Origin of the sequence: Bacillus sp. FSL K6-0138 (assembly GCF_037982765.1) — a bacterium.
GTDB classification, from domain to species: Bacteria; Bacillota; Bacilli; order Bacillales; family Bacillaceae; genus Bacillus; species Bacillus glycinifermentans.
The window spans coordinates 190,097-214,526 of record NZ_CP150286.1; the positions used below are offsets into that span (position 1 = coordinate 190,097).

Annotated in this window: 18 protein-coding genes, 2 rRNA genes and 2 pseudogenes; 19 read left to right on the top strand and 3 right to left on the bottom strand. The window is 45.7% G+C overall.

Annotation, left to right across the window (positions count from 1 at the left end):
- Positions 1–61: 61 nt before the first annotated feature.
- From MHB78_RS01250 to rpsI, 12 genes and pseudogenes are all read left to right on the top strand, one after another.
- On the top strand, positions 62–574 hold the full coding sequence (locus MHB78_RS01250) for a tail assembly chaperone (RefSeq protein ID WP_046131985.1): 513 nt from the start codon (positions 62–64) through the stop codon (positions 572–574).
- A gap of 95 nt (positions 575–669) precedes the next feature.
- Complete coding sequence (locus MHB78_RS01255) at positions 670–918, top strand: hypothetical protein (protein ID WP_231947375.1); 249 nt, start codon at positions 670–672, stop codon at positions 916–918.
- A gap of 15 nt (positions 919–933) precedes the next feature.
- Entirely contained in the window at positions 934–5,814 is a 4,881-nt protein-coding gene (locus tag MHB78_RS01260; RefSeq protein ID WP_128748188.1) for a hypothetical protein, read from the top strand.
- The gene (locus MHB78_RS01265) at positions 5,811–6,575 is read left to right on the top strand and encodes a distal tail protein Dit (protein ID WP_128748186.1); all 765 of its coding nucleotides are present in this window, start codon (positions 5,811–5,813) and stop codon (positions 6,573–6,575) included. Before MHB78_RS01260 ends, MHB78_RS01265 begins: the two co-directional genes overlap by 4 nt.
- Before the next feature lie 12 nt (positions 6,576–6,587).
- Positions 6,588–9,983 carry a prophage endopeptidase tail family protein gene (locus MHB78_RS01270; protein WP_065894626.1) on the top strand — a complete coding sequence of 1,132 codons (3,396 nt, stop codon included), beginning with the start codon at positions 6,588–6,590 and terminating at the stop codon, positions 9,981–9,983.
- 20 nt (positions 9,984–10,003) lie between these two features.
- Positions 10,004–10,393, top strand: a complete 390-nt coding sequence (locus MHB78_RS01275) for a hypothetical protein (protein ID WP_216899704.1) — start codon at positions 10,004–10,006, stop codon at positions 10,391–10,393.
- Positions 10,374–10,520 (top strand): hypothetical protein, encoded by a 147-nt coding sequence (locus tag MHB78_RS01280; protein ID WP_161797077.1) that lies wholly within the window; start codon positions 10,374–10,376, stop codon positions 10,518–10,520. Before MHB78_RS01275 ends, MHB78_RS01280 begins: the two co-directional genes overlap by 20 nt.
- A 14-nt stretch (positions 10,521–10,534) precedes the next feature.
- A complete protein-coding gene (locus MHB78_RS01285) occupies positions 10,535–10,705 on the top strand; it encodes an XkdX family protein (protein ID WP_216899706.1) in 171 nt (56 codons plus the stop codon).
- A 13-nt stretch (positions 10,706–10,718) separates the two neighbouring features.
- Complete coding sequence (locus MHB78_RS01290) at positions 10,719–10,985, top strand: hypothetical protein (protein WP_216899708.1); 267 nt, start codon at positions 10,719–10,721, stop codon at positions 10,983–10,985.
- A gap of 55 nt (positions 10,986–11,040) precedes the next feature.
- On the top strand, positions 11,041–11,451 hold the full coding sequence (locus MHB78_RS01295) for a phage holin family protein (protein ID WP_216899710.1): 411 nt from the start codon (positions 11,041–11,043) through the stop codon (positions 11,449–11,451).
- Positions 11,452–11,497: 46 nt separating this feature from the next.
- Complete coding sequence (locus MHB78_RS01300) at positions 11,498–12,379, top strand: N-acetylmuramoyl-L-alanine amidase (RefSeq protein ID WP_216899712.1); 882 nt, start codon at positions 11,498–11,500, stop codon at positions 12,377–12,379.
- A gap of 116 nt (positions 12,380–12,495) precedes the next feature.
- Positions 12,496–12,567: pseudogene (gene rpsI / locus MHB78_RS01305) on the top strand (30S ribosomal protein S9); the annotation flags it as partial.
- A 47-nt stretch (positions 12,568–12,614) separates the two neighbouring features.
- Here the strand turns inward: rpsI and MHB78_RS01310 are convergent.
- Positions 12,615–13,074: pseudogene (locus MHB78_RS01310) on the bottom strand (DinB family protein).
- Positions 13,075–13,188: 114 nt separating this feature from the next.
- On the opposite strand from MHB78_RS01310, the gene MHB78_RS01315 reads away from it, so the two are divergent.
- The 4 genes from MHB78_RS01315 (at position 13,189) to MHB78_RS01330 (ending at position 17,247) form a co-directional block, all read left to right on the top strand.
- Entirely contained in the window at positions 13,189–14,727 is a 1,539-nt protein-coding gene (locus tag MHB78_RS01315) for an SMI1/KNR4 family protein (RefSeq protein ID WP_046128873.1), read from the top strand.
- Between the two features lie 114 nt (positions 14,728–14,841).
- Positions 14,842–15,285: a DUF2521 family protein gene (locus tag MHB78_RS01320; protein ID WP_046128874.1), complete on the top strand. Its 444-nt coding sequence runs from the start codon at positions 14,842–14,844 to the stop codon at positions 15,283–15,285.
- Positions 15,286–15,384: 99 nt separating this feature from the next.
- Positions 15,385–16,098, top strand: a complete 714-nt coding sequence (gene cwlD / locus MHB78_RS01325) for an N-acetylmuramoyl-L-alanine amidase CwlD (protein ID WP_046128875.1) — start codon at positions 15,385–15,387, stop codon at positions 16,096–16,098.
- 87 nt (positions 16,099–16,185) lie between these two features.
- Positions 16,186–17,247 (top strand): Mrp/NBP35 family ATP-binding protein, encoded by a 1,062-nt coding sequence (locus MHB78_RS01330; protein ID WP_046128876.1) that lies wholly within the window; start codon positions 16,186–16,188, stop codon positions 17,245–17,247.
- Positions 17,248–17,294: 47 nt separating this feature from the next.
- On the opposite strand, the gene gerD is transcribed toward MHB78_RS01330, so the two are convergent.
- Positions 17,295–17,861 carry a spore germination lipoprotein GerD gene (gene gerD / locus MHB78_RS01335; protein ID WP_046128877.1) on the bottom strand — a complete coding sequence of 189 codons (567 nt, stop codon included), beginning with the start codon at positions 17,859–17,861 and terminating at the stop codon, positions 17,295–17,297.
- Between the two features lie 100 nt (positions 17,862–17,961).
- Here gerD and MHB78_RS01340 point away from each other — a divergent pair, with 100 nt between their 5' ends.
- Positions 17,962–18,561, top strand: coding sequence for a KinB-signaling pathway activation protein (locus MHB78_RS01340; RefSeq protein WP_046128878.1), 600 nt, complete (start codon positions 17,962–17,964; stop codon positions 18,559–18,561).
- 4 nt (positions 18,562–18,565) lie between these two features.
- On the opposite strand, the gene pdaB is transcribed toward MHB78_RS01340, so the two are convergent.
- On the bottom strand, positions 18,566–19,330 hold the full coding sequence (gene pdaB, locus MHB78_RS01345; protein ID WP_046128879.1) for a polysaccharide deacetylase family sporulation protein PdaB: 765 nt from the start codon (positions 19,328–19,330) through the stop codon (positions 18,566–18,568).
- A 337-nt stretch (positions 19,331–19,667) separates the two neighbouring features.
- Here pdaB and MHB78_RS01350 point away from each other — a divergent pair.
- Both MHB78_RS01350 and MHB78_RS01355 read left to right on the top strand, forming a co-directional pair.
- Positions 19,668–21,217, top strand: a 16S ribosomal RNA gene (locus MHB78_RS01350).
- Positions 21,218–21,458: 241 nt separating this feature from the next.
- Positions 21,459–24,390: ribosomal RNA gene (locus MHB78_RS01355) — 23S ribosomal RNA — on the top strand.
- Together the 16S and 23S rRNA genes form the textbook arrangement of a ribosomal RNA operon.
- The last annotated feature ends 40 nt before the right edge of the window (positions 24,391–24,430 follow it).

Consider the following 24,430-nt stretch of genomic DNA (forward strand, 5'->3'; position numbering starts at 1 on the left):
ATGAGAGCCCGGGCAATAGCCGGGCTCTTTTGAATTTAAAAACAATCTGGAGGTTTTATACATGGCTTACTTAACAATTGACGGAAAAGATTATGCTGCACGTTGTGACTTTGCTTTTGACAGAACAGCAAACGAAAAATATGCAAAAGAAGACAAGAACGGTGACAAGTCTGGAGGAACATTATCAATCTATCTAAGCCTATTAAATGATGACGCGGCTTACTTATCTGCATTTTGGGATTGTGCACTTGCTTACCTCAAAAAAGGAAAGCCTTCTGTTGAACAAATCGAGGAAGCGCTCGCCAAGATTATCAATGAAGATGAAACAGGTAATGCAGCAGATGAATTGATCAAAGAAGCATTCAAGACGTTGGATTCCGCGGGTTTTTTCAAAGGAAAGATCCGTCAGCACTGGAAGATGATCGAGAAGATGGCGCAACCGAAGAAAGTGAGTCCGAACGAGACGCCAGAAATGGAAGCGAAACGTCTGGAAGAGGACGAAGCCAACAAGGAGATGCTCGAAATGATGAAAGAAGCATACAACGAGAAAACGGGATCGACTACGACCAAGTAATTGTCAATGCAGCTCGTTGGCTAAATGTCCATGACATCGACTTAATCATGTCTTGGACACCCAAAGAATACAAGTTGCTCATAAAAGGGGCGAAATTGAAAGAAATCGATCAATGGGAGCGCATGGCGAGAAATGCAATGTTTCACCGTTATGCGCTCAATGAAAAACGCCCAAAAGAATCAAAAATGTTTGATGCGAGAAAAGCAAAGCGTGAGCTTGAGCGAGACATCACAGGTGACGCAAACAACTGGCGATCATCAAACGTTAATGAGCTGGGTTCTAAAGCCAAAGCTGTTCAGCGTTTTAACGATGCCATTCGCGCTCATTTTGGAAAACAATTGTAGAAAAGGGGTGAGGGTATGATCGAAAGGCTGACTGCAATCATTGAGGCTGAGACGAGAAAATTCAACAGGAGCATGGAACGTGTCAATGATATGATGCGCCGTATGACTGACCACCAAACTGTTGAGATTGAAGCAGAGATTGCAAGCTTTCAAGCAAGAGTCAGGGAAGCGGAACAGCAGATTGATCGTTTTATCCATCGGCATGAACGAACCCGAGTAGATTTAGACGCTGACTCTGACAATTTAAATAGAGCCATTACAACGGCAAGGACTGAGCTTGGATCATTGCCCAACCGGGTAACCACCAATATTAACGGAGATACTTCGGATTTAACCCGGGCAGTTGCTGGTGCACAAGCAGAAACCAGATCTTTGCCTAAGAGAGTATGGATCAAAATCGAAGCGAGAATTGACCGTTTTGAAAATAACATGAATCGCCTGGCCAAAATCACTAACTCCGTTTCAACTGTCATAAGCCATTCACTCGCAGGTGCTTTTACATCCATATTGCCTGCGATTTCTCCGGCGCTTGCCAGTATTACTGGCGCTATTGGATCACTGGGGCCGATGCTCGGCGCGGCGTCAGGCGGGGTTATGGGGCTTGCGAGCGCATTTTCGACCGCAGGAACCGGCGCGGTTGCCTTTGGCGCTGTGGCAGTATCTTCTCTTAAAGGTGTTTTTAAGGCCTCAGATGACTTAAATAAGCTTCAACAGAAGTTAGACGAAACAACTGACGCAAAAGAACGCGCAAAAATTATGGAGAAGATCAAAGTCATACAGCAGTCTTTAGGAAAAGAAGAGAAGAAGGCGCTTGCGACTTTGGAAGATTTCAAGGCCAACTGGACGGAAATATCAAATTCTGTTCAGAAGCCTATATTAAAGACCTTCACGAGCTCGCTGACGACGTTCAAAGGCGTTCTAAATAGTTTAAGACCCATGTTTAAAAGCGTGGCAAATGGCGGCCTTGAATTAGCGAAAAGTATGAATGCCGCATTTAAAGATGCGGATATGAGGCGTTTCATAGATTTCATGAATAAAAACGCGGGTCAAGCCTTTGTTACATTCGGCAAAATTGCCGGCAATGTCCTGCGTACTGTGATGAATTTAATCGTGGCTTTTGGTCCACTGGGTAATGATATGGCTGCAAGCATGGAAAAAGCGACTGCTTCATGGGTGAAATGGTCAGCAAATTTAGGTTCGTCAAAGAAATTCCAATCATTTGTGGAGTATACGAAAACGAACGGCCCTAAATTATTGCAGATTATCAGAAACTTATCAGGAGGCTTGACGAAGCTTTTCGCTGGCTTTGCGCCGATGTCTCAGGACATGATGACATCCCTTGTCGAAATGACAAAACGATTCAATGAGTGGGCGGGAAGCGTCACCAAAACAAAGGAATTCCAAGCATTCATTGACTATATTAGAACCAATGGACCTACAGTATGGAGCACATTGGGAGAAATATCAAAAACTATTATCAACCTGCTTGTTGGTATGGCTCCTTTAGGCCAAACCATTCTGCAAACTGTAAACGGGTTTTTAAAGTTTACAAATGCGGCAATGCAAGCAAATCCAGCGATAGGACAGTTTATTGCGGTTGCTATTTCATTAGTGGGGGCGTTAAGAGCTATTGTTCCTGCAATGGTCGCCGTTAGTGCTGTGACAAATGGATTGAAAGATTTCAAGGTTGCAGCAAGTTATCTGATAAACTTCAGAAATACTGCGGCAGGCATAAAGTTAGCTGGGCTTATCACTCAATTAAAAGGAGCAACCATAGAGGTAGGGCAATTTATCGCAAAATACGCGGCGGCGGCAGCGTCGTCTACTGCAAATGCTGTGAAAATGGCCGCCTCTTGGACTGCAATGAAGATTTCAGCGCTGATAACGTCGTTAAAAAACGGCATTATCCAGATGGGGCTATGGATCAAAAACATGGCACTAATGGCGGCGCAATCAATCGCCCAAGCAACACGTACAGCCACAGCTTGGACCATTATGAAAATCTCTTCATTTATCACCATGCTCCAAACCGGCATTAGACAAATGGCTCTTTGGATCACTCAAATGACTGTCATGGCAGCTCAATCGTTAACGCAAGCTGCACAGATGGCAGCGGCCTGGACGGCGGCAAAGATCAGTTCATTCACTTCTTTTTTGATGAATGGCATCCAACAAATGATCTTGTTTGGGAAGCAGCTTGTTGTATTAGCGGCTCAAGCATTGGCTCAGGCTGCAAGAATGGCCGCGGCTTGGGTTATGGCGATGGGTCCTGTTGGCTGGATCACGACGGCGGTCGTTGGGTTAGTTGCGCTTATCATTGCAAACTGGGACAAAGTGAAACAGTTCACCCTTCAAATTTGGGGTGTGATTTCTGAATGGCTAAAAGGAGCATGGGAAGGAATAAAGGCGGCCGCGACAGCAACATGGAATGCTATCACGTCCTTTTTCTCTACCGTTTGGAATGGGATTGTATCGACTGCAAAATCGATTTGGGGCGGCCTGTCGTCTTTCTTCAAAGCTCAGTTCAACCTATACAAAACAGTTTTCACGACCGTCTGGAATGCAATTAAAGGCTTTGCTTCGTCAATTTGGAACGGAATTGTGAATACTGGAAAATCGATCTGGAACGGTTTGAAATCCTTCTTTTCGGGTTGGCTAAATGCTCAGAAGAAGATTTTTTCAACGGTCTGGAATGGAATCAAAACGGTTCTTTCTTCTGTATGGAAAGGTATAGTTTCGACAGGAAAAAGCGTGTGGAACGGGCTGAAAAGCTTTTTCTCAACGCTGTTAAATTTCTGGAAAAATGTATTTAAAACTGCTTGGAATGCTATAAAGACTGCCGTTTCATCTGTTTGGAAGGGTATTGTATCTGTCGGTAAAAGTGTTTGGGGTGGCTTGAAATCCTTTTTCTCTGGTTGGCTAAACGGGCAAAAGAGTTTATTTTCCAGCGGCTGGAACGCTGTAAAATCGGGCGTAACAGGGATCTGGAAAGGCATGACTTCAACCGGAAAGAATAGTTTTAATGCTTTAAAAGGCGCTGCTTCAGGCATCATGAACGCAACGAAAGACCGAATTAAAAGCATCTGGAACGGCGTTATGTCTTTCTTTAAAGGTATAAACCTTGGTTCAGTCGGTCGGGACATTATGCAGGGTCTAATAAATGGTGTTACTGGCATGTGGGGCGCTGTATCAAGCACGTTCTCAAGACTTACAAACGCAATTCCAAGCACCATTAAAAAAATTCTCGGTATTCACTCTCCATCCCGGGTAATGCGGGATCAAGTCGGTTATCACATCGGTACCGGGATGGCCGCGGGTATCGACAAATCAGAGTCAAAAGTGAAAGCCTCTGCTGCTCGAGCAGCAAAAGCAGCACAAAAAGCGGCAGAGATCAAAGTAAGCAACAAAATAAAGAATGCTGAGGTTAAATTCGACACCAAAAAAATGGGGGCGGCTGCTTACATCAAGACTCTGAAGAAAATTCAGCAGCAGAATAAGCTGACGGCCGACCAAAATCGAAAGATTCAAAGAGAAATCTATCAGGCTACCAAAAGCGCCTCAGATAAACAAAAGAGGCTTCTGAAAGAACAGCAGCGCAAGGAAGCAAAGGCGAAACTCGCTTACACGAAAAAGGTTTCTGATCAGATTAAGCGAGCAGAAGCCAAATATGACACGGGTAAAATCAGCGGCAATACCTATATCAAAACACTGGAAAAAATCAAGAAAAAGAACAAGCTGACATCTGATCAACAAATCAAAGTCCAGCGGGAAATCTATCAAGCACAAAAGGCAATGGCCGACAAAGTCAAAAAGCAGAAGGAAGCCGAGAAAAAGGCTGCCGACAAGATCAACAAAGGCATTTTGTCAGCGAATAACGCGTACCTTTCCAAATTCAAGAGCATCAATGACAAGTTAACCGCAGACATCAAGGCGGCCAACGATGCCTATAAGAAAGAATTGCAAGACCGAGCAAATGCAATATACAGTGCGATCGGTCTATTTGACGATGTTTCAAGCGAGAAGGTTTCCGGTACAAAACTAACCGACAACCTTAAAAAGCAACTGGACAAAATCAAATCCTTTAATTCTGACATTACAAGCCTTGCAAGCAGAGCGCCGAAGGAGTTTGTAGATGAATTAAGACAAATGGGCGTGGGATCTGCTGATCAGATCAATGCGATTGCCCGCATGTCTAGTTCTGAGCTGAACAACTATATAAACCTCTGGAAAGAGAAACACGCTCTTGCAAGCTCACAGGCGGCGGAAGAATTGTCAGGGCTTAAAGAGGAAACGGCCAAGAAAATACGCGAGTTGCGATCTGCTGCCAATAAGGAATTGGATTTGTTGAAAAACGACTATCTCCGCAAAATCGGCGAGCTTTCGGTCAACGTTAAGCAGTTGGGATCCCTTAAAAAGAGCGGCAAGGTTATCGGTTCAAACACAATGGCGGGGATTATCTCTGGAATGAAAAACATGTCCGGGGAGCTCGAGAAAGAAGCAAAAGCCATTGCGGCCACAATTGAAAAAACAATCAAGAAAAAGCTGAAAATCCATTCTCCATCAAGGGTGATGAGGGACCAAGTCGGAATGATGGTGCCGGCAGGTATCGCTGTTGGAATTCAGAGCGGTATTGGTGCAGTTCAAAAAGCGATGAATGTCGTCAGGGATGCAATAAATATTCAGCAAGAGGACCTGAATCTCGCATACGACACATCCATTTCAAGTGGTGATATTGGTACTGTTTCAAACGAATTGAGCTCCGAAATCAAAAACCTCGAATTACCAGATAGAACAATAGTAATCGAGATGGACAGCAAAAAAGTCGGACAGGGAGTAGAAAAGCCCGTAACTGACGCGCAAAGAAGATCAAACGCAAGGAGGGTGAGATTTAATTGATCAACTATCAGGATTTACTTCCTAACCAGTGGAAAATTACATTTGATGGGGTCGATATTTCACCCTTCTTTTATGTGAAATCGACTAGCGGCCGGGGCGTAATGGGGCGAGAGGTCAACACAGCCACCATCGGAAATCGTCCCGGCGGCTTCCTCCGTGGAGTCCGAGTCCCTGTAAGGGTCATAACTATTGAAGTGCTTTTCGCCTTCAGCAGCGAAGAAGAATTGAAAAAGAAGCAAGAGGAATTGACATACATTTTACACACAGACGAACCGAAGCCCCTTGTATTTCATGATGAGCCAGATAGAACCTATTACGCCGTCTTTGAAAGTATTTCGGAGAACGAAGAGCGGGGAGGCATTCAGTCGGCTACACTGACATTCATTTGTCCTGATCCTAAAAAATACGGAGAACCAAAACAATATGTATTTGATCCGGGTATACAATCATTCACTAACCCGGGTTATGCAGATATTGAGCCGAAAATTGAATGTGTTTTTACGGAGGCAGGCACTTCTTATGAAGTGTCTTTTTTAAATGATGATGAATCTATTTATAAAACAATTAAAGTAGTCTACAACTTTATCGCTGGCGATACTCTCGTTATTGATTCGGCCAAAAGGAAAGTGACGTGCAACGGAAATTTAATCATGGCCGCACTGCAAGTACAGTCAGACTGGTTCAACATACCACCTCAAAGGCCGATAAAATTGAAATTTAGTCACAAGAGCAGCATCAAGTTTGATGTTGCTTTTTTGTAAGGAGGTCCGTTTATGGCTGACATGTATATTCTGTCACCTGATGAGGAAGTCCTCACGGTACTGTCCAGCGACGGACAAGAGGCATGCAAGTTTTGGGATGCGAAATACAAAGAAGAGCTGAATAAAGGCTCTTCTTTTTCTTTTGTGGCCGACGCCTCGCATCCTGATGCTCGTTATTTGGTTGAAGAAAATCAAGTTATTTTCAAGGACAAGGACGGCCTTCTCAAGCTATTTGTTATCAAAGAGCTGGACGATGCAGACGAAAACGCTGAGGTTAACACGCTGGTAACGTGCGAAGCTGCAATGATGGAACTGGCTGAAACCTTTGTGAAAGACTTTCGGCCAACGAATAAGACAGCACAATATGTTTTAGATCATGTGCTTTCTCGTTCAAGGTGGGAGGCAGAGGTCACAGCATCTTTGGGGACAAACTCAACCACATTTTATAAAAAATCTGCCCTTGAATGTATTTCCGAGGTGTTAAACCTCTGGGGCGGTGAGCTTCAGGACTATATTGAGTTTGATGGCAATAAAATCACCCGTCGGGTTATAAAAATTCTTCCTCGTCGCGGAAAAGACAGCGGGAAACGCTTTGAAATAGATAAGGATACCGAAAAGATCAGCCGTACAGTCATCAGCTACCCTCTGACGGCTTTATGGGGGTATGGGGCTTCTATACCTTCAACCGACGAGAACGGCGAAGAGACAGGCGGCTACACACGTTTTATTGACTTCTCCGAGGTAGAGTGGAAAAAGTCAGAAGGTGATCCCGTCGACAAGCCTTTAGGTCAGGAATGGGTTGGTGATCCGGATCTTTTAAAGCGATTTGGCCGTCTCAAAAACGGCGAAAGAATCCACAGAGAAGGACAATTCAGCAACGAGGATATAACTGATCCAAAAGAGCTTTTAAAAGCGACATATAACCACTTGATAACCGAAGCGTCGAAGATTGAAGTCAATTATGAGCTATCTGTCCAACTGCTTCAAAATGTGCCCGGATATGAGCATGAACATGTTGAATTAGGGGATACGACTATCGCTATAGATCGAAATTTCGCTATTCCTATAGAGACAAAACAGCGGATCATATCGATGGAATATGACATCACTGATCCAGACAACACTTGCGTGGTAGAAATCGGTCAATTTTTATCGGTGCTTCAAAAGGATGATCGGATACAAAAGATACAAGACACAATAGACCGAAACCGTGGGAAATGGGATAGCGGCGGCGAAGTAACAGATGGAAGCTTCCCTGACACCGTCCCCCCTGTTCCATCAAATGTGAAAATCGAGTCATTATTCCAAGGCGTTTCAATTTCGTGGGATTATAACCCGAGCTCATATATTGCAGCTTATGAGGTTTACGCGTCCCCGGTTAAGGGCTTTACACCGTTACCTGAAAACCGGATATTTTGGGGGAAAGGAAGCAAGTGCGAACATTCGCCCGGCGTTGACCAGGTCTGGTATTATCGGTTGCGAGCGATCAATACGCACAAAACGCCGAGCGAATTCACCCCAGAGTTTACAGGGGTTACACGGAGGATTCTAACTGATGACATCCTTTTCGGATCGATCACGGCCGACTTATTAGCAGATTTAGCCGTCAAAGCTGACAAGATTTCACGAGATTTTGAGGACGCAAACATTCTGCCGGGTTCTATCCTTAACGCGCCTGATATTTATACTGTAAATGCAAAACGGTCCGTTAACTATGCAGTAAACGGATTCAATGAAGTTACTGTGACGAAGAACTCGACATCATATTCTTATTTTGGGATTACGACGAGGGGACGTCCGACATTAGCACTTACAAAAGATCAAGTATATACACTTTCATTCGAATTAAAGAGGTTGACGACAAAAAACTTTTCCTATATTCGATTACTGACAGAAAGCGGCGCATCATACGACATTTCGAACAACCTTTCTGATATTTCCAGCTATCCAACAGATGAATTTGTTCGTTTTGATGTTGTATTTACGGCGCCGGCGACTTTCAGCGATGGACGGCTCGGCATCGGCGGCAGAACTGTAAATAATGGAGATTCAGCGGAATTCGTTTTGAGAAAGCTGCAAATTCGGCGGGGGGACGTCCGGAAAGATTTCGGTTTCAGCCCTTATGATACACAGCTTACGGACGGAGTAATCACAAGCCAATACGTTCAGGATGCTGCCATCGTATCAGCGAAAATCGCGGATGCGGCCATCACGTCGGCCAAGATTGCAGAAGCGGCTGTCGGTTCTGCGGCTATCCAAAACGCAGCCATCAAAAGGGCGCATCTGGAAACGGCGATCATTGGAACGGCTCAGATCGAAGACGGAGCCATCACAAACGCGAAAATCGCTAACCTTTCGGCCGACAAGATCAACGCCGGGACAATCAAGGGGATTACGATTGAAGGTTCATTGATTCGCGGCGCCCGGTTCGAGGCTGCTGGACAAAGCGAGAATTTCGAATCATGGATACAGGATGGAACCTTTTATCAATGGACAAAAAATGCAGATACTGACGAATACAATGAATTGACCATAACATCAGGAATGCTAAAACAAGAAACAGGTAAATTGGATTATAACGACGCCAGAGAACGTTATACCACGATCGAGATGGGAAATGGTAAGCTTTCCATTTATGGCACGCCAAGTGTTGGACAAAATTATGGTTCACCAATCATTGATCTGTATTCAGAAAAAACAGTAGATGACCCAGACTCAGAATTTAATACGATAAATAGTAGAGAATTCGCCCGGTTCAGGATGTGGAATAAATTTGCCGAAGTCATTGATAATAGGAATCTGTACTCTATTACAACAGGTCCTCATGGAGAAAATGACAAGTTAAATGAAGATGAGTATGGTACTTTCCAGCCGTCCATATATCTATCTCGCTTTGATGGTCCAGAAACTATTTTTCGATTTAAACCACAAAATTTTGATGTTGTAGCGAGTGCTGGTTTACGTTTGAAGTCTGGTAAAAGAATGCTATTTGATACCCCAGAATTGATATTGCCACCGACATCGAAGTTTAAGGCGGGGAATAGAACATGGTCGCCTTATCCGGCCGTTGCAGGTAGTGTCCAAAAAGCAATAAGAGAAACATACGGAGAATTACAGTACAATCTTGCTCTTAGTATCAATGAAGTTACTTTATCGATTAATACTGGGGGAGCAACAGGGACAGCAAGCACTACTTTGGCATTTTTAGATGGGAATTACAATCCAGCGGAAAACATTTTTGCTGTTTTCGCACAACCGTACGGTCCCTATTCTGACGTGGTTAATGTAGGAATCCAAAATCAATCCTCAAGCGGATTCAAAATTGTTATGCGGGGAAATGGAGTATCATCAGGTATCATAGGTCAAGACATAACTATAAGGTTATTGGTTGTCTACGAAGTCCCTTAATGAATAGAGGTGTTATAAAAATGATCGAAAGAAAAGACGTTCCTGCCGTGTGGTATTTCGAAGGCATGGAAGTGACAGAAACGGACGCAGGAATCGACATAAGTGCCTGTGTTCTAAAACATAATGACGATGTTTATTCATTTGAAGCTGTTTCATTCGATTTAATCCCCGATGATCAATTAAAAGTCGCATATGATCTTTTTGTCGAGTTAGATGTTTCAACAAACGAAATGAAATATATTTTGAACCGGTCATACGTAGATCCAGACGGGTATTATCCGGGATACAGCGGTGACAAGCGGCTTATCCATACACTTTTAAGTATAACGGTAGACACCGACGGCAGCCGAACCGGAGAAATATTCAATTTTCACAAGTGGGAGGCCACCAATGAAATTAGTACCAAATGAGCAAAACATCGAAGCAAAAGAGAAAGTCGGCCAAAAAACAGAAAAAGAGATGTTGCGGGAACAGTTGGTATACACTCAGCGTCTTGCCAATGACTTAATCCTGAGACTCGAAGGGACAAAATCGTGATGGGGGCGGTAGATGTGTTCGAAGGTAAAAGTCGTTACTACGGGCATTTTTATTACTGTTGGCTGAATGGAAGTATCACCACAAAAGAGCTTTACATCCATGTCGAAAATGGTCTGATTACTGATGAAGAGCGCACGGAAATCATGGCAAATCCACGGGGCAAAGCATTCCCGGACGAAGTATAAGGAGGAAAACAAAATGACATTTGAAGAATTGAAAAAGCAGCATGAGGAATTAAAAGTTCAGTTTGAAAGACAGGCATTAAAGGCAGCGGCTTACAAAGATGAAATGAACCATACGCATGACAGATTGGCGGAGGCTCGAAGCCTATACATGTACGAAAGGCAGAGAAGGCAGAACCTCGAGCAGGAAAACGAACAGCTTAAAAAAGAGCTGAAGGAAGAACGCATAGGCAACTCGCAGGCGGAAGATACACAGCAAGAGGGCGCATCAGCAACTAAATAAGTAAATTTAAAGCGGCTAATCAGCGGCTTTTTTATTTTGAAAAGGAGGAAGTAAATTGGAAACATTCTATAAAAGCTTAATCGCCATTGCTGGCGGAGGAATCGGATTTCTTTTTGGAGGGTGGAGCGTTCTTTTGACAATTTTATCGGTATTGGTGATTGTTGATTATTTTAGCGGATTGTTTGCAGCTGGTATAAATGGAGAGGTGAAAAGCCGTACCGGTATGATTGGCATTGCTCGCAAAGTCTTTATTTTTGTAATGGTCGCGGTTGCCCATATGATCGATTTACTTCTTATTGAAAATAAAATCGAAATGGGCTTTTTAGTCATGACTGTAACCATTGTCTTCTACTGCATCAATGAATTGATCTCTATTACAGAAAACGCGGGCAAAATAGGCGTCTATGTACCTGAGCCTATCACAAAGGCTATCGAGGTTTTAAAACAACAGAATAAATCCGAATGAGGTTGCCGCCCGGCAGCCTTTTCTAATAAGAAAGGATTGATTAAGAATGAAAAAAGTATGGTTTGATGCAGGGCACGGCGGTAAAGATTCCGGAGCAGCCGCAAACGGCCTGAAAGAAAAAGATGTAGTGTTGCAGATGGTTAAGCATGCAAAATCTTATTTAGAGTCTAATTATAATAGCGTGGAGGTTAAGCTAACCCGTTCGACTGATGTCTTTTACGAACTGTCAGAGCGGGCAGATATGGCGAATAAATGGGGCGCCGATGTATTCGTTTCCTTCCATATTAATGCCGGCGGCGGCACCGGGTTCGAAACTTTCCGTTATCCTGGGACTGCTGGTGACACGCTCGACTTACAGCAGGCGCTGCACACTGAAATCCTTGCAACTATGAAAGTATACGGCCAGATCGTGGATAGAGGTTTAAAACAGGCTAACCTTGCGGTAGTCCGCGAAACCCATATGCCTGCTGTCCTAACTGAAAACCTGTTCATTGATCGCCGGGAGGATGCGGACAGGCTCAAAGATACCGGATTTGTCAAAGCGGTAGCGGAAGCACACGCGCGCGGCGTCGCGAAATATCTCGGGTTGTCCGGCGGATCGAGCAAAAAACCAGCAGCGTCAGCCCCGAAGAAATCCCAACCGAAAAAGGAGAGCAAAAAGCCTGCATCTAAAAAGTACACGCTGCCGACCGGCATCTATAAGGTGAAAAGCCCACTGATGAAAGGAACGGCTGTCCGGCAGATTCAAGAGGCATGCGCTGCCCTATACTTCTATCCGGACAAAGGAGCGAAGAATAACGGCATCGACGGATATTACGGGCCAAAGACAGCGAACGCGGTCAAACGGTTCCAGATGATGAACGGGCTATCTGCTGATGGAATTTACGGGCCGAAGACACGGGCAAAACTTGATGACCTCTTAAATTGAGTTTTGACCACTTTTTGACCTTCTTTATAGTATCTTCTCTGATTGCCTGAGATTTTATCATCGAATGAAACGAGAAATAAAGATGGATGAGATTATGACGAATTTCGGTGGATTTTAAGGACATAAAAGAGCGTAAAAAATACGGACTTAAAGGCGCACGCCGTGCACCTCAGTTCTCAAAACGTTAATTATGGCGTTTTAAAGGCTCTCAAGACTTTTGTCTTGGGGGTCTTTTTTATTGTTGCCGTTCTACATATGAAGCGGATACCGGAACACGGTTCATCTCCCGCGCCCAGACAGACATTTGTCCGATGTGATGAATTTCATGGGCGATCAAATGCCTTAAAAATATCACCTTGTGTATAGGTTTCTTCCGACCAAGACGCTTTGACAGGCTTTTGTTCGGCTGCGCTGGAAAAATGAAAAACCACGCTCTCAACCTCGGGACGATACGCTTCAGAAAACCTGATAATGTGCTGAATCGACGGGTAGTCGGAAAACTCGGGAGTGAAGTCCGGCCTGTCTAAAATGGCATATATCCAGCTTACCTCAACATCGACAATATGAAACAGGTTTTTCAAAATGCTTTCCATACCGCCTGAACGCTTCTTTTCGATTTCCTCCGGCGGCTGCTTCAGGCACCAGTCAAACCATTCATCGCGAACTTGCCAATTATACTGAAACAAACCTTTCATCTCATGCTCACCTCTCCTAACATGTTCGGCTTTTCGCTCTGTTTCCCTTCCCGGATTGCCAAGGATACACATTCATGATGTAATTAGTCTTACAAAGCATTAAGGAGAGAAAAGATGATTCAAACAATGATGAAACAGTTGCATACTGAATTAAAACAACATTTCCGTCCGTTTTTGAATCCTCCTGCAACAGAGGAAGACATTCAACAAGCTGAAAATGAGATGGACGTCGCGTTTCCTGAAGAGCTCAGGGCGCTTTATCTTGCACATAATGGTGAAAAAGAATCGGGCCCCGGATTATTTTTCGGACTCCCTTTTCTTTCCTTGCAAGAAATGCTCACGGAGTGGCGAATATGGAAGGGGCTTGAGGGAGATGAAGAATTGGAAGAGATCGATGCATATTCGGTTCCGCCGTGCTGGATTAAAGAAACATATGCGAACCGCCGATGGATTCCGATCAGCAGGGATTACGGAGGAAATCATATTGGCGTAGACCTTGACCCTGATCAGGAGGGGAAAGCCGGACAAGTGATCAACTTCGGGCGCGACGAAGAAATAAAGTATGTCATTGCTCATAATGTGGCTGATTTACTGATCCATATAACAAATACGCTCAAAAATGGTCATTATACGATTGATGAATATGATGATGCCGTCAGCTGGAGCTACGGCAAAGAGGAAGAGCTTCATTTCCTGGATGCCATCCGTTCCATGGAACTTCCGGTGCTGCATGCAAGACCGCAGGAAGCCGATCTTGAACATGCGGACCGGTGGCTTCGCCAGCTGGACGATCGCTGGACTGCGATTGTGGAAACGATGGCTGAAAGTCCAAAGGCATTTTGTAACAAGATAAAGTTGCGTTTAGCTGGCAGGGAGCTGACCCACATTAAACCGCTATCAATCTGCACGGATATGAGGGAATTGAATTTAAGCGCAAATCGCATTCATGATTTAACGCCTTTGCAAAGCATGGTCTTTTTGAAAAAGCTTTATCTTGGAAATAACCCGGTAACAGACTTAACGCCAATCGCTCAATTGAAACATCTGCAGTATTTAAATGTGGAGAAAACAAACGTGACCGATTTGTCTCCGCTTGCGGATTTATCATCTTTGAGAGAATTGGATATGACGGATATTCAAGCTGCAGAATACACGCCGCTCAGTCACTGTAAAAATCTTGAGGTTTTAAAGGTAAATGTTTGCAACGAAAAGCAAATAAACGATATTTCTCAAATCAGCACGTTGAAACGATTATATATATGCGGAAGTGAACATGTAACCGAAGAAGAGATAAAAGCAATAGCAGGTTCGAAAACATTAAGGTCTATAACAGTTGAAAATATTACGTTAGAAAACGTTGATTTCTTAGGCACGCTTCATACGCTTCAAACACTAAAACTTATAAATTCGACCATTAAAGACGCAACTGCTCTTGCCGGTCTGGAACATCTGAAAAGACTGGAATTGGATGGTTCTGAAATCGCAAACCTTAAAGTGGTGGCGCAGTCGCCTTCGTTAGAGGAGTTTACCGGTTCTTTTGACCAATTTTATGTATTGAAGGACATATGCAAGAAAAAAGTGGATTTCTCTAAAGTAATTGGCGACATGTCTGAAGAAGAAGAGGAGATATGGAGCAGCTATGTAAGCGAATAGCTTTTCATCCCGCGGCTCCTAATATTTTCGGCTTCTTCCTCCGTTTCCCTTCGCCGCTTGAGCATGATTTCCCGCTCCTGATTGCACAATACAATGTAAAAAGGAGGCGGTGTTATGGGGACGGTATTATCCTTCATTAATGAAAAACAAAAAAAGCAGGTGAATCTGGAGAAGCAGCTTCTGCGGGAACTCTCTGTTGAAAAAATCATGGACATGGCAGAGGAATGCTTCGCACCCCTTTTTCACTTTTTTTCGAAGAATACGGATATTTTATATGACGGCTGTATTGATTTTGCGATTGAAGCATATTTGCTCGGCGCTCAATTCGGAAAGTTCGGCTATCACGGAGAGTCTGCCCGACAGGCGATGACCCGTTCTGAAAAAGAAGAAAAGGAGCTCCTGCACGAGCTTTATGAATATGCGCTGAGCTGGTCGGCCGCTTTCAATATTACCCTGTACGATGAAGGGCTCTATTATGCCTGTGAACGCTTTATCCAAACCTGGTGGAAGGAAGGCTTCAGCGAAAGGGAAAAGCGTTTCAAGCTCCGTCTCAGATAAGATCAGAGATTTCGAAAAGTACAATTTGCCGCTTTAGACCAATCATATTTCCTCTCCTTGTCCCATATCTTGTAGTAAGGACAAGCGGGAGGGAAAGGGATGAAAGAAAAAATAAAATGGCTCGGGTTTTTGCTCGGCTTTGTCGCTTTATTATGTTTGTTTCAGTATCAATTCAATAATGATGATTCGTGGAAATCATGGAATCTGCCGCTGAGCGGAAAAATCATCTACATTGATCCCGGGCACGGAGGTCCGGACGGAGGGGCATCAAGCGGAGAAACCCTCGAAAAAGACATCGCGCTTGAGGTTTCTTTAAGAATCAGGGATTACCTTCAGGAGCAGGGAGCTTTGGTGCTGTTGACGCGGGAAGACGATCGCGATCTCGCCCCTGAAGAAACGAAAGGCATGAGCCGAAGAAAAGCTGAAGATTTGCGGAAGCGGGTCGACATGATCAACAACTCGGAAGCTGATCTTTATCTCAGCATTCATCTGAATGCCATTCCTTCCGCAAGGTGGAGCGGTGCCCAAAGCTTTTTCTACGGACAGTACGAAGAAAACGAACGGGCAGCCAAGTTCATTCAGGATGAATTGAGACACAACCTTGAAAATACAAATCGTAAAGCAAAACGGATTCACGGCATTTATTTGATGCAAAACGTAAAAAAACCGGGGGCGCTTGTTGAAATCGGGTTTTTATCCAATCCCAAAGAAGCAAAACAGCTGGCAAAACCTAAATATCAGGACAAGGTCGCCGCTTCGGTTTATAAGGGCGTGCTGCGTTACTTTACAGAAGACAGGGACCCTCCTGAATAAGGAGGGTTTCTTTTTACGTCAAAGACACTATCAGGAAAGATATGCTATACTTATTTTGTAAACGAATACAACAGAGGGTGAGATTCAATGATGCGAGAAGACGATGTAAAAAAAATAGTCGGCGATTTGTACGAGCCTTTTCTTCAAAAGCCGCTTAAAGAGCTGGATGCTGTGAAAGACATAAGAATCAAGCCTGAAAAACGGCATGTCAGCGTAAAAGTGGCGCTCGCAAAAACGGGATCTGCCGAACAAATGCAGCTTCAGCAGGAAATCGTTACACGGCTGAAGGAAGCCGGCGCTGAAACGGTAGGCCTGCGCTTCGAAGAGCTGCCTGAAGAAATCGTCATGAAATACCAGCAAACGTCTTCCGGACAGGAGAGAACATTGCTGAACAGTGAAAAACAGCCTGTCTTTTTAGCCGTTGCGAGCGGTAAAGGCGGTGTCGGAAAATCGACTGTTTCCGTGAACCTGGCTGTATCTTTAGCGCGGCTCGGAAAAAAAGTCGGGTTGATTGATGCTGATATTTACGGCTTTAGCGTGCCGGATATGATGGGAATCACCGTCAGGCCGACTATAGAGGGCGAAAAGGTCGTACCTGTGGAAAGGTTTGGCGTCAAGGTAATTTCCATGGGATTTTTCGTCGAAGACAACGCGCCGGTCATTTGGAGAGGGCCGATGCTCGGAAAAATGCTCAATAATTTCTTCAATGAAGTGGAATGGGGAGATGTGGACTATATTATTTTAGATCTTCCGCCGGGCACTGGAGACGTTGCACTTGATGTCCATTCCATGCTCCCGAGCTGCAAGGAAATCATCGTTTCCACTCCGCACCCGACCGCTGCCTTTGTCGCAGCCAGAGCAGGGGCGATGGCATTACAAACAGATCACGAAATCGTAGGAATCGTAGAAAATATGGCTTACTATGAAAGCGCCAAAACGGGCGAAAAAGAATATGTATTCGGCAAAGGCGGAGGAGAAAAGCTGGCGGAAGAACTGGGCGTTCCGTTATTGGGCAAAATTCCGTTAAAGCAGCCGGATTGGGATGATAGCGACTTTGCGCCGTCAGTTTACGACCAAAGCCATCCTACAGGTCTCATTTATATGGATATCGCGAAAAAGATCGATGAAACGATCAGCGAAAAATCATGAAAAAAGCTTCTTCCGGGGAAGAAGCTTTAACAGCGGACGGTTTACGTCTATTTTTCCCCGCCGCCTTCTTTCGCGGTTTCGGCAGCTGCTTTTTTCAGCTCGTCTTCAAATTGTTTCCGGTAAAGAGGGCTTGAAAGGGTTTCTGTTATCACTTCCTTAAGGTGGGTTCGGAATTCCCGGCTCCTGACCAGTTCGCCGTATTTTTTCGTCATTTCCGGATCCTGAAGGACGCCCATCAGCATCTTTTGGTAATCCGGATCTTTCATCAATTTTTTCAGCACGGCTTCGTGTTCATTTTGCATCGTTTTGGCGAAGCTGGAGGCAAATTTCGGATCTTCAAACACCGTCTTCCAAAACTCTGTTCCTTTTTTGGAAGTCAGCGTTTTTTCAACCGTATCTTTAACCGTTTTTTCATCCATTGCAAGCGTTTGATTCATTTTGTCATCATTTAATACGTCTTGAATTGCTTTTTTTCCGTCATCTGTTTTTAATATATCGACAACCATTTTTTTTGTTTCATCATAGTCCATTTCAGCTGCTTGGTCCTTGGGAGCACAAGCTGTTACAGATAGAAACAGAAAACAGCTTATCCATAGCAATGCGGATTTAAACATGCTTAAGCTCCTTTCGAAAACTCGTCTTACCTTTAATATGAATGTCTTTCATAAATTTATGCATTACAAAATATCGCACTTAGGGGTTGGGAAGTCTACAATGAAAAGCCGTAACCTTGTTCGATTTTTCTTTTCTGTTTTAGGAGTAGGCGCGCTGACGACAAGTATTATCGGTTTTGCCATAGAATGGGGAAGATACAAGGAGCTGTTTCTGTCGTTTGAGGTGTTGGAGATTCTCTCGGTTTTGTTTTGGTTTGTCGGGGTGGGCATGATTTTCAGCGTCATTGCCCAAATGGGGTTTGTGATCTTCTTAACGATCCACCGTTTTGCGCTTGAGATTTTCAGATCGCATTCTTTATGGAACTCGATACAGCTCTTTTTGATTATATTTGTAACGTTTGACTTGGTTTATTTGCGTTATTTGTTTTTCGGAGAGGGAAGCGGATCGATCGTTCCTTATATTTGGCTGCCGCTGTTGATCATGATCATCGGTCTTATTGCGGCTTACATGAAACAAAAACAGTCCTCGAAAAAAACGTTTGTTTCCGCATTGTTTTTAATGATCGTCTTTACGGTCATGGAATGGTTCCCGGCGTTAAGGGTGAATGAAGAGGACTGGCTATATTTAATGCTGCTTCCCTTGTTAAGCTGCAACGCTTTTCAGCTTTTAATGCTGCCGAAATTCCTAAGCCGTTCATAAACGTTTATTTGACCTCGGAAGATTTGGCATCGGTATTTGCAATTAATTCACTGATCGTTACATTTTTGAGCCCCTTGCTTCGCAGATGATGAATGATTTCAGGCAGAGCCTCTTCTGTCTGCTTTGCTGAATCTGAAGCGTGTAAAAGGACGATATCTCCGGCATTTACAGCGCCGCTCACGTTTTCAACAATTTTTTGGACTCCGGGGTTCGTCCAGTCATCGGAATTGATGCTGTAATGAACAATCGTGTAACCGTATTGCTTTGCGACATCGAGGACATCTTTATTAAACTGGCCTGTCGGCGGTCTGAGCAGCGTGAGATCTTTCAAGCCTAATTTTTGAAAGGAATGCTGCGCCCTGGCCAGGTCTTTTCTGATCTCGCTTTTTTTCATTTGAGAGTAGTTTTTATAAGCATATCCCATGTTTCCGATCTGGTGGCCGTCTTTTTGGATTCTTTTCACAACATCAGGATGACGTTCCGCCCATGAAGCCGACAGAAAAAAGGTGGCGTTTTTTATTCCGTTTGCTTTTAATGTATCTAAAATGGGTAAAGCTTTTTCATCTCCCCAGCTAATATTGAATGTAAGGGAAACCTCATTTGTGTCAGAATCCCCTCTATATATCGCCCTTGTCTCGCCGCCTGCAGAAAACACGGGAAGAGGGAGCATGTTCTGCACATAAAAAAAGGCTGCTGTAGCAAATGCGGCAATGATGATGATGATCAGCTGCTTGACCCGTTTGATATGCCACACATAAAAATGATTCACTGAAAAACTCCTCCTTGTCCATGCTGCTTTGTTTTCATCTTATGCTTGTATAAAAAAGAACATAACAATAATTCGCCTTTAGAAATAAAATAAAAAATATGGTTGACTTCGTGAGGTCGACCGTGATATATTATTAAACATCGCTGATGAACAGCTGACATAAAAAAGCTCTAATGAATAATTTTTAAAAAAGTTATTGACAATAAAGAGAGCTTGGTGTTATATTATTAAAGCCGCTAAACAAAGCGGAAATGATCTTTGAAAACTAAACAAGACAAAACGTACCTGTTAATTCAAATAAATCGCACATAAACGTGCGTAGTCATTTTCAAACTTTTTTATGGAGAGTTTGATCCTGGCTCAGGACGAACGCTGGCGGCGTGCCTAATACATGCAAGTCGAGCGGACCGACGGGAGCTTGCTCCCTTAGGTCAGCGGCGGACGGGTGAGTAACACGTGGGTAACCTGCCTGTAAGACTGGGATAACTCCGGGAAACCGGGGCTAATACCGGATGCTTGTTTGAACCGCATGGTTCAAACATAAAAGGTGGCTTTTCGCTACCACTTACAGATGGACCCGCGGCGCATTAGCTAGTTGGTGGGGTAACGGCTCACCAAGGCGACGATGCGTAGCCGACCTGAGAGGGTGATCGGCCACACTGGGACTGAGACACGGCCCAGACTCCTACGGGAGGCAGCAGTAGGGAATCTTCCGCAATGGACGAAAGTCTGACGGAGCAACGCCGCGTGAGTGATGAAGGTTTTCGGATCGTAAAACTCTGTTGTTAGGGAAGAACAAGTACCGTTCGAACAGGGCGGTACCTTGACGGTACCTAACCAGAAAGCCACGGCTAACTACGTGCCAGCAGCCGCGGTAATACGTAGGTGGCAAGCGTTGTCCGGAATTATTGGGCGTAAAGCGCGCGCAGGCGGTTCTTTAAGTCTGATGTGAAAGCCCCCGGCTCAACCGGGGAGGGTCATTGGAAACTGGGGAACTTGAGTGCAGAAGAGGAGAGTGGAATTCCACGTGTAGCGGTGAAATGCGTAGAGATGTGGAGGAACACCAGTGGCGAAGGCGACTCTCTGGTCTGTAACTGACGCTGAGGCGCGAAAGCGTGGGGAGCGAACAGGATTAGATACCCTGGTAGTCCACGCCGTAAACGATGAGTGCTAAGTGTTAGAGGGTTTCCGCCCTTTAGTGCTGCAGCAAACGCATTAAGCACTCCGCCTGGGGAGTACGGTCGCAAGACTGAAACTCAAAGGAATTGACGGGGGCCCGCACAAGCGGTGGAGCATGTGGTTTAATTCGAAGCAACGCGAAGAACCTTACCAGGTCTTGACATCCTCTGACAACCCTAGAGATAGGGCTTCCCCTTCGGGGGCAGAGTGACAGGTGGTGCATGGTTGTCGTCAGCTCGTGTCGTGAGATGTTGGGTTAAGTCCCGCAACGAGCGCAACCCTTGATCTTAGTTGCCAGCATTCAGTTGGGCACTCTAAGGTGACTGCCGGTGACAAACCGGAGGAAGGTGGGGATGACGTCAAATCATCATGCCCCTTATGACCTGGGCTACACACGTGCTACAATGGGCAGAACAAAGGGCAGCGAAGCCGCGAGGCTAAGCCAATCCCACAAATCTGTTCTCAGTTCGGATCGCAGTCTGCAACTCGACTGCGTGAAGCTGGAATCGCTAGTAATCGCGGATCAGCATGCCGCGGTGAATACGTTCCCGGGCCTTGTACACACCGCCCGTCACACCACGAGAGTTTGTAACACCCGAAGTCGGTGAGGTAACCTTTTGGAGCCAGCCGCCGAAGGTGGGACAGATGATTGGGGTGAAGTCGTAACAAGGTAGCCGTATCGGAAGGTGCGGCTGGATCACCTCCTTTCTAAGGATATTATACGGAATGCAAGACCTTGCGGTCTTGCAGACAGGTGCGTTTAGTTCTTGTTTAGTTTTGAAGGATCATTTGATTCTTCGACATAGGAGACACCTGCTAAAGACGCCACGTCCTGTGGCAACGCATGTGTTAGCACATCCTGTGCGTTGTTCTTTGAAAACTAGATAACGATAGCAAGACATTCACATTCAATTGTAATGCAAGATATCACGTAGTGATTCTTTTTAACGGTTAAGTTAGAAAGGGCGCACGGTGGATGCCTTGGCACTAGGAGCCGATGAAGGACGGGACGAACACCGATATGCTTCGGGGAGCTGTAAGCAAGCTTTGATCCGGAGATTTCCGAATGGGGAAACCCACTGCTCGTAATGGAGCAGTATCCATATCTGAATCCATAGGATATGTGAAGGCAGACCCGGGGAACTGAAACATCTAAGTACCCGGAGGAAGAGAAAGCAAATGCGATTCCCTGAGTAGCGGCGAGCGAAACGGGAACAGCCCAAACCAAGAGGCTTGCCTCTTGGGGTTGTAGGACACTCTATACGGAGTTACAAAAGAACGGGGTAGACGAAGAGGTCTGGAAAGGCCCGCCATAGGAGGTAACAGCCCTGTAGTCAAAACTTCGTTCTCTCCTGAGTGGATCCTGAGTACGGCGGAACACGTGAAATTCCGTCGGAATCCGGGAGGACCATCTCCCAAGGCTAAATACTCCCTAGTGACCGATAGTGAACCAGTACCGTGAGGGAAAGGTGAAAAGCACCCCGGAAGGGGAGTGAAAGAGATCCTGAAACCGTGTGCCTACAAGTAGTCAGAGCCCGTTAACGGGTGATGGCGTGCCTTTTGTAGAATGAACCGGCGAGTTACGATCCCGTGCAAGGTTAAGTTTGAAAAGACGGAGCCGCAGCGAAAGCGAGTCTGAATAGGGCGCATGAGTACGTGGTCGTAGACCCGAAACCAGGTGATCTACCCATGTCCAGGGTGAAGTTCAGGTAACACTGAATGGAGGCCCGAACCCACGCACGTTGAAAAGTGCGGGGATGAGGTGTGGGTAGGGGTGAAATGCCAATCGAACCTGGAGATAGCTGGTTCTCTCCGAAATAGCTTTAGGGCTAGCCTCAAGGTAAGAGTCTTGGAGGTAGAGCACTGATTGGACTAGGGGCCCCTACCGGGTTACCGAATTCAGTCAAACTCCGAATGCCAAAGACTTATCCTTGGGAGTCAGACTGCGAGTGATAAGATCCGTAGTCGAAAGGGAAACAGCCCAGACCGCCAGCTAAGGTCCCAAAGTATACGTTAAGTGGAAAAGGATGTGGAGTTGCTTAGACAACCAGGATGTTGGCTTAGAAGCAGCCACCATTTAAAGAGTGCGTAATAGCTCACTGGTCGAGTGACTCTGCGCCGAAAATGTACCGGGGCTAAACGTATCACCGAAGCTGCGGACTGTTCTTGCGAACAGTGGTAGGAGAGCGTTCTAAGGGCTGTGAAGCGAGACCGGAAGGACTCGTGGAGCGCTTAGAAGTGAGAATGCCGGTATGAGTAGCGAAAGAGGGGTGAGAATCCCCTCCACCGAATGCCTAAGGTTTCCTGAGGAAGGCTCGTCCGCTCAGGGTTAGTCGGGACCTAAGCCGAGGCCGAAAGGCGTAGGCGATGGATAACAGGTTGATATTCCTGTACCACCTCCTCACCGTTTGAGCAATGGGGGGACGCAGGAGGATAGGGTAAGCGCGGTATTGGATATCCGCGTCCAAGCAGTTAGGCTGGGAAATAGGCAAATCCGTTTCCCGCAAAGGCTGAGCTGTGATGGCGAGTGAAATATAGTAGCGAAGTTCCTGATTCCACACTGCCAAGAAAAGCCTCTAGCGAGGTGAGAGGTGCCCGTACCGCAAACCGACACAGGTAGGCGAGGAGAGAATCCTAAGGTGATCGAGAGAACTCTCGTTAAGGAACTCGGCAAAATGACCCCGTAACTTCGGGAGAAGGGGTGCTCTGTTAGGGTGCAAGCCCGAGAGAGCCGCAGTGAATAGGCCCAGGCGACTGTTTAGCAAAAACACAGGTCTCTGCGAAGCCGTAAGGCGAAGTATAGGGGCTGACGCCTGCCCGGTGCTGGAAGGTTAAGAGGAGCGCTTAGCTTATGCGAAGGTGCGAATTGAAGCCCCAGTAAACGGCGGCCGTAACTATAACGGTCCTAAGGTAGCGAAATTCCTTGTCGGGTAAGTTCCGACCCGCACGAAAGGCGCAACGATCTGGGCACTGTCTCAACGAGAGACTCGGTGAAATTATAGTACCTGTGAAGATGCAGGTTACCCGCGACAGGACGGAAAGACCCCGTGGAGCTTTACTGCAGCCTGATATTGAATGTTGGTACAGCTTGTACAGGATAGGTAGGAGCCTTGGAAACCGGAGCGCCAGCTTCGGTGGAGGCATCGGTGGGATACTACCCTGGCTGTATTGACCTTCTAACCCGCTGCCCTTATCGGGCAGGGAGACAGTGTCAGGTGGGCAGTTTGACTGGGGCGGTCGCCTCCTAAAAGGTAACGGAGGCGCCCAAAGGTTCCCTCAGAATGGTTGGAAATCATTCGCAGAGTGTAAAGGCACAAGGGAGCTTGACTGCGAGACCTACAAGTCGAGCAGGGACGAAAGTCGGGCTTAGTGATCCGGTGGTTCCGCATGGAAGGGCCATCGCTCAACGGATAAAAGCTACCCCGGGGATAACAGGCTTATCTCCCCCAAGAGTCCACATCGACGGGGAGGTTTGGCACCTCGATGTCGGCTCATCGCATCCTGGGGCTGTAGTCGGTCCCAAGGGTTGGGCTGTTCGCCCATTAAAGCGGTACGCGAGCTGGGTTCAGAACGTCGTGAGACAGTTCGGTCCCTATCCGTCGCGGGCGCAGGAAATTTGAGAGGAGCTGTCCTTAGTACGAGAGGACCGGGATGGACGCACCGCTGGTGTACCAGTTGTTCTGCCAAGGGCATCGCTGGGTAGCTATGTGCGGACGGGATAAGTGCTGAAAGCATCTAAGCATGAAGCCCCCCTCAAGATGAGATTTCCCATTCCTTTAAGGAAGTAAGATCCCTGAAAGATGATCAGGTTGATAGGTCTGAGGTGGAAGTGTGGCGACACATGGAGCTGACAGATACTAATCGATCGAGGACTTAACCAAACATGAATGTCATATCGTTATCTAGTTTTGAGAGAACACC

Excerpts from the sequence above, each read along its gene's own strand:
- MHB78_RS01320 (WP_046128874.1), top strand. The coding sequence starts at position 14,842 with ATGGGGACGGTATTATCCTTCATTAATGAAAAACAAAAAAAGCAGGTG.
- MHB78_RS01275 (WP_216899704.1), top strand. The coding sequence starts at position 10,004 with ATGATCGAAAGAAAAGACGTTCCTGCCGTGTGGTATTTCGAAGGCATG.
- gerD (WP_046128877.1), bottom strand. The coding sequence starts at position 17,861 with ATGTTTAAATCCGCATTGCTATGGATAAGCTGTTTTCTGTTTCTATCT.
- MHB78_RS01340 (WP_046128878.1), top strand. The coding sequence starts at position 17,962 with ATGAAAAGCCGTAACCTTGTTCGATTTTTCTTTTCTGTTTTAGGAGTA.
- MHB78_RS01280 (WP_161797077.1), top strand. The coding sequence starts at position 10,374 with ATGAAATTAGTACCAAATGAGCAAAACATCGAAGCAAAAGAGAAAGTC.
- MHB78_RS01250 (WP_046131985.1), top strand. The coding sequence starts at position 62 with ATGGCTTACTTAACAATTGACGGAAAAGATTATGCTGCACGTTGTGAC.
- MHB78_RS01270 (WP_065894626.1), top strand. The coding sequence starts at position 6,588 with ATGGCTGACATGTATATTCTGTCACCTGATGAGGAAGTCCTCACGGTA.
- MHB78_RS01300 (WP_216899712.1), top strand. The coding sequence starts at position 11,498 with ATGAAAAAAGTATGGTTTGATGCAGGGCACGGCGGTAAAGATTCCGGA.
- MHB78_RS01260 (WP_128748188.1), top strand. The coding sequence starts at position 934 with ATGATCGAAAGGCTGACTGCAATCATTGAGGCTGAGACGAGAAAATTC.
- MHB78_RS01315 (WP_046128873.1), top strand. The coding sequence starts at position 13,189 with ATGATTCAAACAATGATGAAACAGTTGCATACTGAATTAAAACAACAT.
- MHB78_RS01290 (WP_216899708.1), top strand. The coding sequence starts at position 10,719 with ATGACATTTGAAGAATTGAAAAAGCAGCATGAGGAATTAAAAGTTCAG.
- MHB78_RS01330 (WP_046128876.1), top strand. The coding sequence starts at position 16,186 with ATGATGCGAGAAGACGATGTAAAAAAAATAGTCGGCGATTTGTACGAG.
- cwlD (WP_046128875.1), top strand. The coding sequence starts at position 15,385 with ATGAAAGAAAAAATAAAATGGCTCGGGTTTTTGCTCGGCTTTGTCGCT.